This is a genomic window from Myroides sp. LJL116, from assembly GCF_054871685.1.
This window is the reverse complement of the sequence record NZ_JBTXLR010000002.1, coordinates 222,170-240,438: the sequence shown is the minus strand read 5'-3', so window position 1 is coordinate 240,438 and position 18,269 is coordinate 222,170. Positions and strand designations below refer to the sequence as shown.

General features: G+C 32.8%; 19 protein-coding genes. 11 read left to right on the top strand and 8 right to left on the bottom strand.

The annotated features are described in order from the left end of the window. The first annotated feature begins 14 nt into the window (after positions 1-14). A complete protein-coding gene (locus ACYSNM_RS03210) occupies positions 15-842 on the top strand; it encodes a mechanosensitive ion channel family protein (RefSeq protein WP_461755581.1) in 828 nt (275 codons plus the stop codon). A gap of 39 nt (positions 843-881) precedes the next feature. On the opposite strand, the gene dusB is transcribed toward ACYSNM_RS03210, so the two are convergent. Beyond that, positions 882-1,874 carry a tRNA dihydrouridine synthase DusB gene (gene dusB / locus ACYSNM_RS03205; protein WP_461754829.1) on the bottom strand — a complete coding sequence of 331 codons (993 nt, stop codon included), beginning with the start codon at positions 1,872-1,874 and terminating at the stop codon, positions 882-884. A gap of 457 nt (positions 1,875-2,331) precedes the next feature. On the opposite strand from dusB, the gene lepA reads away from it, so the two are divergent. Next, a complete protein-coding gene (lepA, locus tag ACYSNM_RS03200; protein WP_461755580.1) occupies positions 2,332-4,128 on the top strand; it encodes a translation elongation factor 4 in 1,797 nt (598 codons plus the stop codon). 64 nt (positions 4,129-4,192) lie between these two features. On the opposite strand, the gene trxA is transcribed toward lepA, so the two are convergent. From trxA to ACYSNM_RS03170, 6 genes are all read right to left on the bottom strand, one after another. Beyond that, positions 4,193-4,501, bottom strand: coding sequence for a thioredoxin (gene trxA, locus ACYSNM_RS03195; protein ID WP_461755579.1), 309 nt, complete (start codon positions 4,499-4,501; stop codon positions 4,193-4,195). Between the two features lie 7 nt (positions 4,502-4,508). After that, positions 4,509-5,939: an MBL fold metallo-hydrolase gene (locus tag ACYSNM_RS03190; protein ID WP_461755578.1), complete on the bottom strand. Its 1,431-nt coding sequence runs from the start codon at positions 5,937-5,939 to the stop codon at positions 4,509-4,511. A gap of 69 nt (positions 5,940-6,008) precedes the next feature. Next, a complete protein-coding gene (locus ACYSNM_RS03185; protein WP_461755577.1) occupies positions 6,009-6,800 on the bottom strand; it encodes a sulfite exporter TauE/SafE family protein in 792 nt (263 codons plus the stop codon). Positions 6,801-6,803: 3 nt separating this feature from the next. Beyond that, positions 6,804-7,439: a Crp/Fnr family transcriptional regulator gene (locus ACYSNM_RS03180; RefSeq protein WP_461754824.1), complete on the bottom strand. Its 636-nt coding sequence runs from the start codon at positions 7,437-7,439 to the stop codon at positions 6,804-6,806. Positions 7,440-7,596: 157 nt separating this feature from the next. Next, positions 7,597-8,010, bottom strand: coding sequence for a DUF6691 family protein (locus ACYSNM_RS03175; RefSeq protein ID WP_461755576.1), 414 nt, complete (start codon positions 8,008-8,010; stop codon positions 7,597-7,599). 10 nt (positions 8,011-8,020) lie between these two features. Continuing rightward, positions 8,021-8,581, bottom strand: coding sequence for a YeeE/YedE family protein (locus tag ACYSNM_RS03170; RefSeq protein WP_461755575.1), 561 nt, complete (start codon positions 8,579-8,581; stop codon positions 8,021-8,023). A gap of 155 nt (positions 8,582-8,736) precedes the next feature. Here ACYSNM_RS03170 and ACYSNM_RS03165 point away from each other — a divergent pair, with 155 nt between their 5' ends. The 8 genes from ACYSNM_RS03165 to ACYSNM_RS03130 all read left to right on the top strand — a co-directional run bounded on the left by ACYSNM_RS03165 (position 8,737) and on the right by ACYSNM_RS03130 (position 17,135). Beyond that, positions 8,737-9,099, top strand: coding sequence for a DsrE family protein (locus ACYSNM_RS03165; protein WP_461755574.1), 363 nt, complete (start codon positions 8,737-8,739; stop codon positions 9,097-9,099). Between the two features lie 78 nt (positions 9,100-9,177). Continuing rightward, positions 9,178-11,619, top strand: coding sequence for a bifunctional UDP-N-acetylmuramoyl-tripeptide:D-alanyl-D-alanine ligase/alanine racemase (locus ACYSNM_RS03160; RefSeq protein ID WP_461755573.1), 2,442 nt, complete (start codon positions 9,178-9,180; stop codon positions 11,617-11,619). A gap of 45 nt (positions 11,620-11,664) precedes the next feature. Next, positions 11,665-12,150 carry a large conductance mechanosensitive channel protein MscL gene (gene mscL / locus ACYSNM_RS03155; RefSeq protein WP_461754819.1) on the top strand — a complete coding sequence of 162 codons (486 nt, stop codon included), beginning with the start codon at positions 11,665-11,667 and terminating at the stop codon, positions 12,148-12,150. Between the two features lie 84 nt (positions 12,151-12,234). Next, positions 12,235-12,855 carry a 4'-phosphopantetheinyl transferase family protein gene (locus ACYSNM_RS03150; RefSeq protein WP_461755572.1) on the top strand — a complete coding sequence of 207 codons (621 nt, stop codon included), beginning with the start codon at positions 12,235-12,237 and terminating at the stop codon, positions 12,853-12,855. 45 nt (positions 12,856-12,900) lie between these two features. Beyond that, complete coding sequence (locus ACYSNM_RS03145) at positions 12,901-13,611, top strand: Bax inhibitor-1/YccA family protein (protein ID WP_461754817.1); 711 nt, start codon at positions 12,901-12,903, stop codon at positions 13,609-13,611. 72 nt (positions 13,612-13,683) lie between these two features. After that, positions 13,684-14,316 (top strand): nicotinamide riboside transporter PnuC, encoded by a 633-nt coding sequence (gene pnuC / locus ACYSNM_RS03140; RefSeq protein ID WP_461755571.1) that lies wholly within the window; start codon positions 13,684-13,686, stop codon positions 14,314-14,316. Further along, a complete protein-coding gene (gene arfB, locus ACYSNM_RS03135) occupies positions 14,309-14,707 on the top strand; it encodes an alternative ribosome rescue aminoacyl-tRNA hydrolase ArfB (RefSeq protein WP_461755570.1) in 399 nt (132 codons plus the stop codon). Before pnuC ends, arfB begins: the two co-directional genes overlap by 8 nt. A 250-nt stretch (positions 14,708-14,957) precedes the next feature. Beyond that, entirely contained in the window at positions 14,958-17,135 is a 2,178-nt protein-coding gene (locus tag ACYSNM_RS03130; RefSeq protein WP_461755569.1) for a TonB-dependent receptor, read from the top strand. Positions 17,136-17,167: 32 nt separating this feature from the next. On the opposite strand, the gene ACYSNM_RS03125 is transcribed toward ACYSNM_RS03130, so the two are convergent. Then, complete coding sequence (locus ACYSNM_RS03125) at positions 17,168-17,635, bottom strand: hypothetical protein (protein WP_461754409.1); 468 nt, start codon at positions 17,633-17,635, stop codon at positions 17,168-17,170. Positions 17,636-17,786: 151 nt separating this feature from the next. Between ACYSNM_RS03125 and greA the strand changes: the two genes are divergently transcribed. Then, positions 17,787-18,263, top strand: a complete 477-nt coding sequence (greA, locus tag ACYSNM_RS03120) for a transcription elongation factor GreA (RefSeq protein ID WP_461754408.1) — start codon at positions 17,787-17,789, stop codon at positions 18,261-18,263. Positions 18,264-18,269 lie beyond the last annotated feature (6 nt).

The following is an 18,269-nucleotide window of genomic DNA, read 5'->3' as shown; positions in this document are numbered from 1 at the left end:
AAATAAAAATTGCTATGGAAAAATTGACAAATGGTATTAGTGTTCTTTTAGATTCAATCTTTTCAGCTATACCTCGTATAGCTATCTCATTGGTATTACTTTTTGTAGGACTATACATTGTAAGACTACTATTAAGTATAATAGCTAGACGTTTTGAGAAGAGAGAAGTAGAGATATCTTTACGAGGATTTTTGTTAAGTATAATAAGAGCTGTCTTATATATCTTACTTCTAATTACTGTAGCATCTACAATGGGAATTCAAACCACTATTTTTACAGCTATGTTTGCTTCGGCAGGTTTAGCCATTGGTTTAGCCCTACAAGGAAGCTTATCTAACTTTGCAGGTGGAGTATTAATTTTATTATTCAAACCATTTAAAGTTGGAGAGTATATTGGAGCTAGTAGTGGACCTGAAGGAACGGTAGAGAAAATAGATTTACTTTATACCACTTTGACAACATCCACTGGACTTAAAGTAGTAAGTCCAAATGGGCCATTAGCAAATGCAGTTGTTACCAATTATTCTGAAATTACTAGAAGACGTTATGATTTTATTGTTGGAATAAGTTATGACAGTAATATTAAAGATGCTCAGGAGATAATTAAAGCAGCTTTAGACAAGGATGCTAGTGTTTTAAAAGACCCTGCCCCAATCATATTTGTAACTAATCTAGCGGATAGTTCAGTGGAACTAAACATTAGAATATGGATGAGTAAAGAAGATTATTGGAATACTGTTTATAGAGTTCAGCAAGATGTAAAAGTAGCTTTAGATAAGGGAAACATAAATATCCCTTTTCCTCAAAGAGAACTTCATATTTTGAGTGATCAAACAAAATAATAGGAAAAAAGCCTGTATATGAGATATACAGGCTTTTTTTTATTCTATAATATAATTGTGATATTCATCTGCAATTTGATCAAATAAATTTAGTAATTCCGTTGGGTCATCGGTTGTTACTAATTTCATTCTATGTGGTTTAAAACCGTGGATTCCTTTGAAGTAATTGGTGTAGTGTCTTCGCATTTCAACTATTCCAAGTCTTTCTCCTTTCCATTCCATAGACCAAATTAAGTGATTTTTAGCTGCATCTAATCTATCTTGAATAGTTGGTGGAGCAAGTAATTCACCTGTTTCAAAATAATGTTTGATTTCATTGAAAATCCAAGGGTAGCCAATAGCTGCTCTTCCAATCATCATTCCATCTAAACCATATCTTTCTTTGTATTCTAGCGCTTTTTGAGGGGAATCTATATCTCCGTTTCCAAAAATAGGAATCTTGATTCGAGGATTCTTTTTAATTCTTTCAATATGCGTCCAATCTGCACAACCTTTATACATTTGACATCTAGTTCTAGCATGTATAGTTAGTGCTTGTACACCTATATCTTGAAGCCTTTCAGCTACTTCGTCTATATTTATAGAATCGTCATCCCAACCAAGTCGAGTTTTCACTGTAACTGGTAAGTTTGTACTATCAATAACAGCTTTAGTTAACTTAACCATTAAGTCAATGTCTTTTAAAACACCAGCTCCGGCTCCTTTAGATACCACTTTTTTTACAGGGCATCCATAGTTTATATCAACTAAGTCAGGTCTAACTGTTTCAACTATTTTCGCTGAGAGACCCATTGCTTCTTCATCTCCACCAAAAATTTGAATTCCGATTGGTCTTTCGTAATCAAAAATGTCCAGCTTCATTCTGCTCTTCATCGCATCTCTAATTAGACCTTCAGAGGAAATAAATTCAGAATACATAAGATCTGCCCCGTGCTGTTTACATAAACGACGGAATGGTGGATCACTTACATCTTCCATTGGCGCAAGAAGTAGCGGATGATCAGGAAGTTCTATATTACCGATTTTAATCATATCTGTTTGCTAAATTTGCTGCAAAAGTACGATTTTTTTGCTAGTGAACTTAATTTTGGTGTATTGTTAGTCTTTATCTAGTCGTTTTTAACACTTCTTTTTTAGTTTACATGTTCTTGTGGTTGTGCTTTTTTGTAGATTAAAGTGCTTAGGTTTACTATGTTTTGTTATTCAATATTTATGGTCTGTATTTTACTAGTATTCTTTTTCTAGCTAATAAATCCATATTCCGATGAATTTATTTATTTAATAGAGTTTTTTATACTTTTTTTTTGTATATAACGGCATATAAAAAGGTCAATTGTTGAAACTTTGAAGTATATTTGCAAAATATAGGCTACTATTATTTCTTTGTGAAATAAGAAAATCTATCCACCTTGATGATGATAAACCTGGTTTTTATGTTTAGGCTTTAAAATCAAGTGAATCATTAATTTAAACATTGATATAACTACGAATGAAGAACATTAGAAACTTTTGTATTATTGCCCATATCGACCATGGTAAAAGTACTTTGGCGGATCGATTATTAGATGCAACACAGACAGTTACTGCGCGTGAGCAACAAAGTCAGCTTTTAGATAGTATGGATTTGGAGCGTGAACGTGGTATTACCATTAAGTCCCATGCTATTCAAATGGATTATGAATATGAAGGCGAAAAATATACCTTAAACTTAATTGATACTCCAGGGCACGTAGATTTTTCTTATGAAGTTTCTAGATCTATTGCTGCTTGTGAAGGTGCTTTACTTATTGTAGATGCTGCGCAAAGTATCCAAGCTCAGACTATTTCGAACTTATATTTAGCATTAGAAAATGATTTAGTTATTATCCCTGTATTAAATAAAGTGGATTTACCTAGTGCAAACCCTGAAGAGGTTAGTGATGATATTGTAGATCTTTTAGGATGTGATTACGAGGAAATTATTCCAGCTTCTGGAAAGACTGGTTTAGGTGTTCCTGATATTTTGAAAGCTATTATAGAAAGAGTACCTGCTCCAAAAGGTAATCCAGATGAGCCATTACAGGCTTTAATTTTCGACTCTGTGTATAACCCTTTCCGTGGGATTGAGGTAATTTTTAGAGTAATTAATGGAAAGATTACTAAAGGACAAAAAATTAAGTTCTTAGCTACTGGGAAAGAATATTTTGCAGATGAAATTGGTACATTGAAATTGAACCAAGTTCCTAAGAAAGAGATTTTGACTGGGGATGTAGGATATTTAATTAGTGGAATTAAAGAAGCAAAAGAGGTTAAAGTAGGAGATACTGTAACAGATGCGAAAGAACCAACTTCACATATGATTGCTGGTTTTGAGAATGTTAAGCCAATGGTTTTTGCTGGAATTTATCCTGTGGACACAGAAGATTATGAAGAACTTCGTAACTCTATGGAAAAGTTACAGCTTAATGATGCTTCTTTAGTGTTTACTGCAGAGAGTTCAGCAGCATTAGGATTTGGATTCCGTTGTGGATTCTTAGGAATGTTGCACATGGAGATTATCCAAGAGCGTTTAGAAAGAGAGTTTAACATGACTGTAATTACTACAGTACCAAACGTTTCTTATTATGCTTATACTAAAAAGGATCCAGAGACTGCAATTATTGTAAACAATCCATCTGATTTACCAGAACCATCTAAATTAGAAAGAGTAGAAGAGCCTTATATTAAAGCTACTATTATTACTAAGAGTGACTTCGTTGGACAAGTAATGAGTCTTTGTATTGATAAGCGTGGATTGATCACCAATCAAACATATATTACTGAGGATAGAGTAGAGTTAACTTTTGATATGCCACTTGCAGAAATTGTATTCGATTTCTACGATCGTCTAAAAACAGTTTCTAAAGGGTATGCTTCTTTTGATTATTCTCCTATCGGAATGAGAACTTCCAACTTGGTGAAAATTGACGTAATGCTAAATGCAAACGTAGTGGATGCTTTATCAGCATTAATGCACGCGGACAATGCATATACCATTGGTAAAAAGATGTGTGAGAAATTAAAGGAACTTATACCTCGTCAACAATTTGATATTCCTATTCAAGCTGCTATTGGAGTAAAAGTAATTGCTCGTGAAACAGTGAAAGCACTTCGTAAAGACGTTACTGCTAAATGTTATGGAGGAGATATCTCTCGTAAACGTAAGCTTTTAGAAAAGCAGAAAGCAGGTAAGAAACGTATGCGTCAAATTGGAAACGTTGAAATTCCACAAGAGGCATTTATGGCTGTTTTAAAATTGAATGACTAGACTTAGTTTACTAAGACTTTAATATAAAAAAATAGGCTTCCCAAAAACTTGGGGAGCCTATTTTTTATTTAAATGGTTCGATATGATTATTCAAAGTCTGTAAATCCATATACCCAGATTGTTTCCAAAGTAATTTACCTTTTTGAAAAAGCATCAAAGTAGGGACACCTCTCATTTGGTATTTTGTGGAATAAAAAGTGGTTAATGCAGTATTTTTATCTATATCTATTTTGATAATCGTAATACTGTCTCCCATCTGTTTTTTTAATTGCTCTAGCACGGGCGCAAGCATTTTGCAAGGTCCACACCAAGTAGCAAAGAAGTCAACAAGAACTAACTTGTCACTCTGTATTAATTTATCAAAAGACTCCATAATTTAATTATTTTGTTGAACTACAAGAAATTGTACTTGGACAAGGTGTGTTACTCAAGGCCATAGAAGTGTTTTTAATAGCTCCAAATCCACCAATTACATCTATCATATTATGAAAACCTCTAGCCTTTAGAATGGATGCTGCAATTAACGAACGGTATCCACCTGCACAATGAATGTAGAATGGTTTAGATGTAGGAAATTGCTCGATGTAATCATTTAAGAAGTCAAGAGGTGTATGATGTAGATCCGTATAATCTAATCTTGCAGTATTATATTCTCCTGGCTTACGTACATCAAAAATAGGTAATGGTTCAGTAAGGGTTTTTTCAGCTAATGTATTTGCGTCTACTTGCGATACACTATCTGTTTGATTACCTTGCTCAATCCAAAGGGTCAATCCATCTTTTAAGTATCCTAAGGTATTATCGTAGCCCACTCTAGACAATCTTGTAATAGTTTCTTGTTCTCTTCCTTCTGGACATACTAATAAAATAGGTTGAGCAATATCTTTTATTAGGGCTCCAACCCATGGTGCAAATTGTCCATCTAATCCAATAAAAATAGAACCTGGGATATGTGATTTAGCAAAGTCAGCTGCGCTTCTTACATCTAGGATAAGTGCATTATTAGCTTCCACTGCTTCTTTAAATTCGCTAGGAGTAAAGGCTTTATTATTATCGATAATTGTTTGAACGTTTTGGTAACCTTCCTTATTTAACTTCACATTTAATGGGAAATATGCAGGCGGAGGTAATAACCCATCAGTTACTTCTTTAATAAACTCCTCTTTGCTCATATCTGAGCGCAATGCGTAATTAGTTTTCTTTTGCTCTCCTAAAGTACCAATAGTTTCTTTACTCAAGTTTTTTCCACAAGCAGAACCAGCCCCATGAGCAGGGTATACTGTTAGGTGATCTGCTAAAGGCATAATTTTATTTCTTAAACTTTCAAATAAGGTTCCAGCAAGTTCTTCTTGGGTTAAATTTGCTGCTTTTTGAGCTAAATCTGGTCTCCCAACATCTCCTAGGAACAAAGTATCTCCAGTAAATATAGCAACATCCTCTGCTTTTTCATTTTTTAGTAAATACGTAGTACTCTCCATAGTATGTCCTGGAGTATGTAAAGCTGTAATGGTTATATCTCCTAAGTGAAATACTTCATTGTCTTTAGCAATATGTGCTTTAAATGTTGGGTTGGCGTTAGGTCCATAGATAATAGGGGCACCTGTTAATTCTGATAAAGTAACGTGTCCACTAACAAAATCTGCATGGAAATGCGTTTCAAAAATATATTTAATCTTTGCATTATCCTTTTGAGCTTTATCAATATATTGTTGAACTTCTCTTAAAGGGTCTATAATGGCTACTTCACCATTACTTTCAATGTAATAGGCTCCTTGAGCTAGACATCCTGTATAAATTTGTTCTATTTTCATTTTATTTCTTTTATCGTTTTTGTAAAAATAAGAAGATGTTTTGGATTGTAAAGTAACTTTGTTTACATACTATAAAAACAACTCATTAATTAGTATAAAAAAAGACATGGTTAATACAAAATAACCGAATCCAGTTTTTAGTTGGCTGTCTTTTAAAAATCGGGTCAAATACATCCCAAGTAATATTCCTAGGATAGATAGTAGACTAAAGCTTAGTAAGATATCCCACTGCATCATTGCTATTTGTAGATCGGATACAAAACCTACAAGAGATTGTATTGTAATAATAGATAAGGAGGTACCAATGGCCATTTTCATAGGAAGCTTTAAAGAAAATACCAAGATAGGAATAATTAAAAATCCGCCTCCGGCTCCAACGCTTGCTGCTATCATTCCAATTAAAGCCCCTTGGAAAATAAGCTTTAAATAGGAGCCATTGGATGCTTTACTTTGATCAACTGGTTTTGAGCTAATCATTTTTAGTGCGGCAAATAGCATTACCACAGCAAAAGCAAACATCACTAAGGTGTTTTTTTGTACCATAATGCCTAAGATATCAAACTCTGTTGGTATTAAAGGCAATAATACTACCCTAGTTAAGTAGACACTTAAGACAGAAGGAATTCCAAACCATACCACGGCTTTATAATTGACATTGTTTTGATAAATGTTTTTTATAGCACCTATTGTAGTAGTGCTTCCAACTATAAATAAAGAATAGCTTGTTGCAATAAAGGGCTCTATCTTTAGTAAGTAAACTAAGACAGGAAGAGTTAAGATGGATCCACCACTGCCTATTAATCCTAAAGATACGCCTATTAATAAAGCGCAGAAATAGGCTAAAATTGAGGTTGTATCCATATTTTATAAATTAGATGTTATTTCGATATATTTTCTATTCAAACGAATGATGTTTTTATTTTCTAATGTTTTTAATACTCTAGAAATAACTACTCTAGAAGTATTTAGTTCTTCTGCTAATTCTTGATGAGTGTTGTTAATTCTGTTACTCTTATAGATGTTAGCCTTTTCATTTAATAGCTTAAGTAGTCTTTCTTCCATATTCATAAAAGCCAGGGAGTCTATTGCTCCTAATAGTTCATGCATACGGTTATTGTAGCTGTTGAGAACAAAATTTCTCCAGCTTTTATATTTAACTAACCATTCATCCATTTTATTAACAGGAACAAGTATCATGCTGCCTGCTTTTTCTACTATAGATCTAATTTGACTTTGCTTTTGGCCAAGACAACAAGTTAGAGTCATAGCGCAAGTATCTCCTTTTTCGATATAGTATAACACTATCTCTCCTTCTTTTTGATCTTCTCGAATGATTTTAATTGCTCCGGATATCAATATTGGAATATATTGGATATATTGACCTATATCCATAAGAGTTTCATTCTCATCGAATTCCTTATGGATAGCTATTTGGGAGAGTTCTTGTAATAAATCTGCTTCGAAAACATCTTTGAAGTTTTTGACAATAGTATCTTGCATTATTATTCTTGCTTAAGTTAAGGCTCCTAAATTAACTTATTTGATTGATAAAGACAACCCATGTAAATAAGGAAATGACCAGAGAGAATTAAAAAAAGTGTTTTTTTAAAGGGAAAACTTGGCGTACTGTTTTTTTAGCAGGTTTAAAAACACTCTATTAATGTGGTAGTTTTTTTTGAATTAAGCCATATAGCCATGTACCTAGTAAAGCACCAACAATTGCGATAAGTATAGGAGAGAATCCTGCTCCTAATAATGCAAACATCGGCCCTGGACAAGCTCCAGCTAATGCCCATCCTAATCCAAAAAGAATACCTCCTAATAGATATCTTGGAATACTTTTGGTTTTAGGGTGAAATACAATAGGGTTATTACTAAAGTCTTTTACTTTGTATTTTTTTATTATAAGTGTAGCAATTACAGATATACTTAATGCTGTGCCTATAATTCCATACATATGAAAACTTTCAAATTGAAACATTTCATAAATTCTGTACCAAGATGCTGCTCCAGATTTAAACATTCCTATTCCAAAGAAAATTCCCAATAAGAGATATGCTGTTTTTTTCATTTTTTTAGGTTTAAAAGATTAAAGGAAATAGTAGATGTACCATAATTAAGCCACCAATAAAGAAGCCTATAACTGCAATAAGTGATGGTAGTTGAAAATTACTCAAGCCAGAGATAGCATGTCCAGAAGTACATCCACCTGCATATCTAGAGCCAAAACCTACTAAAAGTCCGGAAATAAGTAAAATCATTATGGATTTAGGATCCTGCCAAGCCTCAGAGGAAAATAGTTCTTGTGGAACATAAGTGGAACCAGGATCAGAAAAACCAAGAGATTCTAATTTTTGTATCGTAGTTTGGGAGATAGGTACAGGACTTTGGTCTATACTTAGGTAGTGATAACTTATAAATCCTCCGATAATTGTTCCCACTAAAAATAATAAATTCCAAGACTGTGCTTTCCAGTCTATTTTAAAGAAATCAGAAGTTTCTCCTGCTCCCATCATAGAGCACATGGTTCGTAAATTGGAAGAAAAGCCAAATGATTTTCCCATTAGTAATAACAAAATTAAAGTAGTTGCTATGAAAATCCCTCCAATATACCATGGCCAAGGTTCATATATCCAGTTCATATTAAATAGTTTAAGAATTCAAAGGCAAACTTCCTGATTTTTTTCTAGAGTCTAAGTAACATGTGCTACATTAGAGAAAGTATTTTTCTTAATCCTTAAGAAGTTGATAGTTATTTAGTAGATTTAGCTTCTATTAAAACCAATAAAAGACAAAAATGAATCAGAATAAAAAACATAAAGTTGTATTTCAGTTTAATACTAACACTATTTTAGAGCAAAAAGCCTTGTTAACCTACGTAAACAATGTGAAGAAGCATTGGGAGGATGAAGTAGAAATTAATGTTGTGGTACACGGACCAGGTATAGATATGCTATTAGTAAACAAAACGATGGTAGGAGAATCCTTAGGAAATGTAATGAAAAGAGGTATTGTTTTTTATGCATGTGAAAATACACTTGAGGCTCGCAAAATTTCTAAGGAAAATATTATTCACGGAGTAGAGTTTGTCAAGTCTGGTCTAGTGACAATTATTGAACGACAGGAAGAAGGTTGGGCTTATATCAAATGTAATTTATAACATTTTATAGGTGTTTCGATTGATTGATTAAAAAACTAATTAATTTTGTAATCTAAGTTTTTTAAAAAAATACTTTTCATGATAATAGATGTTTCTTCGTTTTGCCAATATTTAGATGCTAAAGCCAATGGAATTGGTTCTGAAGACCAAATTGTGGTAGATACTATTTCAGTTGATAGTAGGAGTCTTATACACAATAAAAACACCTTATTCTTCGCTTTAGAAGGACAAAACCACGATGGACATTTGTTTATTGAGCAATTAATTCAAAAGGGAGTTAGGTATTTCGTTGTATCTACTACTTATAAGATGTCACCTCCTAAAGGAGTGGTGTTTTTTATGGTGAGCAATACCCTATACGCATTGCAAAAGTTTGCCCAATTCCATAGAGGAAAATTTAGTTATCCTGTAATAGGTATCACTGGAAGTAAAGGAAAAACCGTAGTAAAAGAATGGTTGAACTTTCTCTTAGAAGACCAATTTAATATTATTAAAAGTCCTAAAAGTTATAATTCTCAAACAGGGGTTCCATTGTCTGTTTTGTACATGGAAGCCCATCATAATCTTGCTATTTTCGAAGCAGGTATTTCTCAAGTAAAAGAGATGGGAAATCTCCAGAGGATTATCCAGCCAACCATTGGTATTCTAACCAATATAACCAATGAACATCAAGAAGGATTTACAAGCGAAGAGCAAAAACTTGAAGAGAAATTATTGCTTTTTGAAAACAGTGATATAATACTTGCTAAGCAAGATCCTAAATTGGACAAGCTATTAGGGAGTAAAAAATATTTAACCTATAGTTTAACGGATAGCTCAGCATGGTTATTTGCTCAAGTGAAAAGTAATAAGTTAGAGCTAGTATGTAAAGATGGCACTCGTTTTTTTGTGGACTTACCATTTAGTTCTGTAGAAGATATTGACAATATTCTCTTATGTATACTAACAATGCTCCATTTAGGGTACACCACCTCGAGCATACAAGAGAGAATCCCTTTGCTTTTCCCTGTAGAATTAAGATTGCAACTTTTAAACGGCTCTAATTCTTGTACCTTAATTGAAGATGTTTATAATGCAGAATATGCCTCACTAGTGATAGGTCTAGATTTTATGGAGAAACATAAATCTAGTGGGCAGAAGACAGTTATTTTATCGGATATAATAAAGAACGGTTATGATAATAAGGTAGTTTATACTTTAGTAAACCAACTTTTGAAAGACAATAAAGTAACCCGTTTAATTGGTATTGGTCCACAAATAAGCAAGCACTTATTTTCTTTACCAAATACATGGCTTTTTGAATCTACTGATGAGTTTCTAGCTAAGGTTTCCTTGGAAGACTTTCAACAAGAGACCATCTTAATTAAAGGAGCAAGAGCATTTCGCTTCGATAAGATTGTGGCTTTACTAGAAAAAAAGACACATGAAACAGTATTAGAGGTTAACTTAACTGCTATACGACATAATCTGAATTTTTATCGATCTAAGTTATTCGGTAATACAAAGATTATGGTAATGGTAAAAGCCTTTGGTTATGGTAATGGTAGCTATGAAATAGCAAAGCTTTTATCCCATGAGAAGGTAGATTATCTAGGCGTAGCTTATACCGATGAAGGAATTGAATTAAGAAAGTCAGGGGTGAAGACTAAAATTATGGTAATGAACCCAGAACAGAGTTCCTTTAATGCTATGTTAGCTTATGATTTAGAACCTGAAATATATAGTGTCCATGAGTTGAAAGCTTTTTTAAAAATAGCTAGATCTAAAAATGCACTTCAATATCCGATTCATATTAAGTTAGATACAGGAATGCATCGTCATGGATTTTTAACCCATGAAATCCCAGAATTAATAGATATACTTCAAAAGACAAATATTGTGGAGGTAAAAAGTATTTTCTCTCATTTGTCTAGTAGTGATATGCCAGAGTATAGAGATTTTACACTCGATCAAATTAAAACTTTCGAAAAAGATAGTTTGTTTCTATCTCAAAGTTTAGGTATAAAACCGATAAGGCACATTTTAAATACCTCTGGTATTTATAATTTTCCAGAATATCAATTGGATATGGTTAGAATAGGTATAGGTCTTTACGGTGTGGGAAATGATCCAAAAGAAATGAAGCAATTACAAAATGTAAGTACCTTGAAGACCAAGATAATGCAAATTAAGACTTTAGATAAAGACCAAAGTATAGGTTATGGTCGTATGTATCGAACTAGTCAAAAGGTGCGTATCGCTACTATTCCAATTGGATATGCCGATGGTATACACCGTTCTTGGGGTAATGAAAAAGGCTATGTTATTATCAACAACCAAAAAGCAACTATAGTAGGATCGATTTGTATGGATATGTTAATGGTAGATGTTACAGATATTCCATGCGAGCAAGGTGACACAGTTATTATTTTTGGAAAAGAGCTTCCGGTCACCTATATAGCCAAGACAATCAATACTATTGCCTATGAAATTTTAACTAGCATAGCACAAAGAGTAAAAAGAATATTTTTTGAAGAGTAAATTAGTTATATTTTTGCAGTACAAATATGAAAAAAAATAAAAGTTATGGGATTTATTAAGGAATTTAAGGAGTTCGCTGTTAAGGGGAATGTAATGGACCTTGCAGTAGGGGTGATCATTGGTGGTGCTTTTGGTAAAATTGTTACTAGTGCTGTTAATGATGTAATTATGCCATTAGTGTCTGCTATTATTGGGACACCTGATTTCTCTAATCTTTACGTTGTATTAAAAGGTAGAGATGCTGTAACTGCTGGGGCAACTTTAGTAGACGCTAGAGCAGTAGATGGAGCTGTTATTTTCGCTTATGGTAATTTTATTACTGAAGTAATTAGTTTCTTATTATTAGCTTTAGTAGTATTTATTTTAGTAAAAGGAGTGAATAAACTTCGTGAAGCAGAAAGTAAACTATTACAGAAGAAAGAAGCTGAAGAGGCTGCACAGGAAGAAGTGGTAACTCCAGAGCAACCAAAAGGTCCAACTCAAGAGGAACTTTTAGAGCAAATTAGAGATTTGTTAAAAAACAAACAATAATTTTACCTATACAATAAAAGCCACATCATTGATGTGGCTTTTATTTTTATAGTATGTTTGTCTTAGTTTTATTAAATTTAATATATGCCTTTATTTAAAACCATCCTAACCCCCCACAGTAAAGTACTGATTTGGAAAATAGAAGAAACTATGGATCAACTCCTAGAAGGGATTGAGCTAAAGGAAAGTAGTTTAGATAGAGTTAATAGTATGAAGTCTAGTATACACCAAAGAGGATTTCTTAGTGTTCGCCACTTATTGAAACATGCTGGTTATACGGATTTAGATTTGGCTTATGAATCATGTGGGCGTCCTTATTTACAAGATTCTTCTTATATTTCTATAACGCATTCCTTTGAGTTTGCCGCAATAATAATTAGTCAACAAAACGTTGGTATTGATATTGAGAAGAAAAGAGATAAAATTATAAAAATCTCTACTAAGTTTTGCAATATACAGGAGCTAGATGCTGTTACTAAAGAAAAAAATTCCATTGAAGCACTTACCCAAATATGGTGTGCTAAAGAAGCTATGTTCAAAATGTGTAAAAGTAGAAGCCTTAGTTTTAAGGACCATATGGAAGTTGACTTAAAAGGAGATTCTTGGGTAAGTAAAGATGAGTTTGAGTGCGAATTCAAGTATTATAAGGAAGACTTACAGGATTTTATGTTGGTTTACGCCTTTGAAAAAAAAGCGGAAAATTAAAATTAATTGTTATTTTTGTGAAAAGTAAAAAGATAAAAAATGAAAATGGAAAATAATTTAGGGTATGCAACGCCCGTAGCAAATGAGTCTGATATTGTAAAGGCTCAGTTTTATAAAAAAACCTATGCTAATTTAGCTGGTGGTGTTTTAGTATTTATACTTTTTGAAGCTATACTATTAAATACTCCTGTGGTTGTAAATGCAATGCTTAGTTTATTAGGGCAAGGAAATTTTGCTTGGTTACTATTAATCGGAGGATTTATGGCTGTAACTTGGTTTGCTCAAAGTTTAGTTTATAAAACTGCTAATAAACCACAGCAATATGCTGGTTTTGCACTGTATATTTTAGCTGAAGCACTTATTTTTGTACCAATTTTATATGTAGCAATGCATATGACAGGGGATATGTCTTTAATTGTACAAGCTGGAGTTTTAACCTTAGCTCTTTTTGGAGGGTTAACTGGAGTAGTTTTTGGATCTAATGCGGATTTTTCTTTCTTGCGTTCTATTCTAACAATCGGATTTTTCCTTGCATTAGGAGTGATTGTAGCTGGTATGTTATTTGGATTTAACTTAGGATTATGGTTCTCTTTTGCTATGGTAGCATTAGCCTCAGGTTCTATTTTATATAATACATGGCAAATTAAAAATGAGTTCTCTGCTGATCAGTATTTACCTGCATCATTGAGCTTATTTGCCTCTTTAATGTTATTATTCTGGTATATTCTACGTATTTTAATGAGTAGAAATAACTAGTTCTAGATTAACGATTTAATACTAGCCGTACTTAACATAAGTACGGCTTTTTTTATAAAATATAAGAAAGTTATGTTTGAGTTTTTCTTCGATTCCTATAAGGACACCTCTATTGTAGACTTGATTCTTGAAATAATAGTGTTTGTTTTTGGAATATTGAGTGTTTGGTATGCTAAAAAAGAAAATTTATTGGTTTTTCCAACTGGTATTCTTGCTACTATTATATCGGTGTATTTGCTGTATAAAGCAGGTTACTTTGGGGATATGATTCTCAATGCATATTATTCCATTATGAGTGTTTACGGTTGGTATATGTGGACTAGAAAAAATAAAAGCGTTGATTTGGTTCAAATTAGCCGTACTAATGGTAGAGAAAAACTAATAGGACTTGGACTTTTTTGTATAACGGTTATATTTGTTTATATCATTTACCAAGTATTTAATCCTGTACTAGAATTCGTGAATTACGTAGATTTATTTACTTCTGGAATATTTTTTACTGCAATGTATTATATGGCCCTCAAGAAAATTGAAAATTGGGTACTATGGTTAATCGGTAATTTAATATCTATTCCCTTATATGCCTATAGAGGGTTAGGGATAATTGCTTGCCAATTTATTATTTTTACTTTTATGGTAATTATAGCTTATATTTCGTGGTATAAAATATTAAAGCAGCAACAAAAAAATATTCAAAATGGATAAAGATTTACTATATAAAGAATTGTCTTTTAAGGCGGTAAGAAGTGGAGGAGCAGGAGGTCAGCATGTAAATAAAGTATCCTCAAAAGTGGTGTTGTTCTTTGATATAGAGCAGAGTAAAGTTTTAAATGAACAACAAAAAAGCCTAGTTAAAAGTAAACTTTCTAGTAGAATTAATAAAGAAGGGGTACTAGTTTTAGAATCGGATAAGACCAGAAGTCAAATCAAAAATAAGGAGATTGCTTTTTATAGATTGCTGTTAATTATTCAAGGAGCTTTAGTGGAAGATAAACCGCGAAAGGATACTAAAATACCCTATTCAAAACTTATAAAACGCAAAGAGAATAAAGTTCGAAATTCTCAAAAGAAAGAACTAAGAAAGAAAATCAGGTAAGCTAGAAGAATTTAAGAGCAAAAAAATATTTTTTTGCTTTGATTTTGAAATTAACTTTTCCTGACTAACTTTGCGCCATAAATCTCAAAGGGGTGCCCTATCGGGCTGAGATCATACCCATAGAACCTGGGCGGGTAATGCTGCCAAGGGAAACAATATAGACTATGTTCTTATAGTTCTATTGTGGAAAAGTGTAATTATTAATTTTTAAAAAAGATAATTGCCCCTTTTATTTGTAATTTTTTTACGAATGAAAAACAAAATTATTCATCCGATTTTAGCGTGTGTTTTGGCTTTAGGATCAACAAGTGTAGCTTCAGCCCAAGACAATTTGACCAAGCAAAAGGATTCTATTACTCAAAGCGTATTAGATGAAATCGTTTTATCTGCTATTGTAGCTACTGATAAAACCCCAGTTGCTTTTGAGAATCTTAGTAAAAAGCAATTAGCAACCAAGAACTTAGGGCAAGACCTTCCTACAATGATGGCTATGATGACCTCGGTAGTTACTACAACAGATGCTGGTAATGGTGTTGGTTACTCTAGTTTTAGAGTAAGAGGTAGTGATGCAACAAGGGTAAATGTAACCCTTAATGGAATTCCTTATAATGACAGTGAGTCTCAAGGGGCATTTTGGGTAAATATGCCAGATTTTACCTCTTCTGTACAGAACTTGCAATTGCAAAGAGGAGTAGGGACTTCTACTAATGGTGCGGCGGCATTTGGAGCCAGTTTAAATCTTCAAACAGACAATTATTCCTATGATCCTAAAGGGGAGGTTTCTACTTCTTTTGGAAGCTATAATACCCATAAATACACCGTTAAGCTTAGTACAGGCTTAATAGATAATAAGTTCGAAATTTCAGGACGATTATCCGATATTAAATCTGATGGTTATGTGGATAGAGCAAGTTCAGATTTGAAAAGCTATTATTTACAAGGGGTTTATGTTGGTAATACTACTTTGTTAAAAGCCATTACTTTTGGAGGTAAACAAAAGACATACCAAGCTTGGAATGGTGTAGATAAAGAGCAAATGGAACTGTATGGACGCCGATTTAACACCTCAGGTATGTATTTTGATGATGATGGTAAAATGCAATTCTACGATAATGAAACGGATAATTATACACAAGACCATTATCAGTTACATTGGACGGAAAAATGGTCAGATAATTGGTCAAGTAACCTTTCCTTACACTATACAAAAGGCAATGGATATTTTGAGAACTATAAGGTAAATGACAAATTACAAAACTATGGCTTACCAATAATTAATATGGAGGATAAGCAAATTAGCAGAAGTGATATCATTCGTACAAAGAGTTTAAATAACCACTTTTATGGAACTGTATTTAACGTGAATTATACTAAAGATAAGATTAACCTTATTCTTGGGGGTGCAGTAAATAAATACCAAGGTGATCACTATGGTAATATTTTATGGGTTAAGCAACCAGTTGATTTTATGTATAATCAAGAATATTACCGCAATGAATCTACTAAAGTAGATATGAGCTTTTTCTCTAAATTAAACTATCAATTTAATGAACAGTTTAGTCTTTATGTGGATCTTCAATATCGCCAAGTACATTATAAAGCAAATGCTATAGAAACTGGATTAGTAGATGATACTTTTGGTTTCTTCAATCCAAAGGCAGGTCTTATCTATGATGTAGACTCTAACAATCAACTTTACTTTTCTTATGCTAGAGCAAGTAGAGAGCCAAGTAGAAATGACTATGAGGGTCTAGGTAAACCTAAAGCAGAGAAATTAGATGATTATGAATTAGGATGGAGATTCAAAAGTGAAAGAGCAAGTGTAAATGTAAACGCTTACTTGATGAATTATAAAGATCAATTAGTTTTAACAGGTGAACTTAATGATACTGGAGCCTCTTTAAGAGCTAATAGCGGTAGCAGTTACCGTTTAGGCTTAGAAGTGGATGCAAATCTATTTATTGTGGATAAGTTAATTTGGAGTCCAAGTGTTAGTTTAAGTACAAATAGGAATAGAAATTACAAGGCTTTATGGCTGGGAGAGCAAAAGGATTTTGGTAATACTGCAATTGCCTTTTCACCAGATTTTATAGCCTCTAGTACTTTAAGCTATTTACCTTTAAAAGGCATGTCTGTTTCTTTATTGACTAGATATGTTTCTTCACAGTATATGTCTAATATAGAGACTGAGAATTCTAAATTAGATTCTTATTTTGTAAATGATTTAAATATCAGCTATACATTGGACGTAAACTCTTGGCTTAAAAGTGTGGAGTTCTCTTTATTGGCCAACAACCTTTTTAATGTGAAATATATTTCAAATGGTTATTATTGGTCGGATTTTGATGGAACTTCTATGATAGATGGTGCTGGGTACTATCCGCAAGCGGAATTTAATATTTTAGCAGGTGTAACCTTTAAGTTTTAAATAAGAAAAGCCAACTTTTAAAGTTGGCTTTTTTAATATCTAATTGTAATTACTTGAGGGTTTCTTATATTATCTACTTGAACTGGATAACTTTTTAAGGGATAATATTTTTGACTTGTATCTAAAGGCATTCCATTTATAGTACTGTAAAAAAATTCTTTTCCTTGATGGCTCGCTAAATCTTTACATACTAGGGCATCTCTTCCCGGGGTTTTTAGTTGAAGTCTTGAATTACTTCCATGTATTGGATGATTAGCACAAGCTAAATCAAAAGCAGCAAAATATCCTCCAGCATTTCTAATGAACAATCCGGAAATTCCGTAGTTTGGTGTAATATATATACCATTTGGATTTTTTACATCATTGGCATCTGGATTATTTAGGTTTAAAGAGAAATTCACTGGTTGAGCTGGAAGGTATGGGTTAAAGTTACCTATTTGATCACTTGAACACCCTGTGATAAAAAGACTTATAATTAATAATAGCAAAACATTTTTCATATGGGAATTTTTTGTAATACAAATTTAATTAATTAACTTTGACAAAGAGTAACATTTCAAGTATAAGAATACTAAATATAAAACAAAAATATTATTGTTGGTAGAAATCCCGTTTTGATGGGATTTTTTCTATTTATATAAACCATTAATTATGAGTAAGATTTCGTATTATACTGCAGAGGGGTTAAAAAAGTTGAGAGACGAACTTGAGCAGTTAAAAAGTGTTGAGCGTCCAAAGGCTTCTCAAGCAATTGCTGAAGCTAGAGACAAGGGAGATTTATCGGAGAATGCGGAGTACGATGCAGCAAAAGAAGCACAAGGTTTATTAGAACTTAAGATTTCTAAGTTTGAAGAAGTTGTTGCCAATGCTAGATTAATTGACGAGTCACAATTAGATACAAGTAAAGTACTTGTTTTATCTAAAGTAAAAATTAAGAATCAAGCAAATGGAGCAGAGATTACATATACTCTTGTAGCTGAAAGTGAGGCTGATTTAAAGGCAGGAAAGATATCTGTAACATCACCTATTGGAAGAGGATTATTAGGTAAGAGTGTCGGAGAAATTGCAGAGATTACAGTTCCTAATGGAACGATGAAATTTGAGGTTTTAGAAATTTCTAGAAATTAAATAATC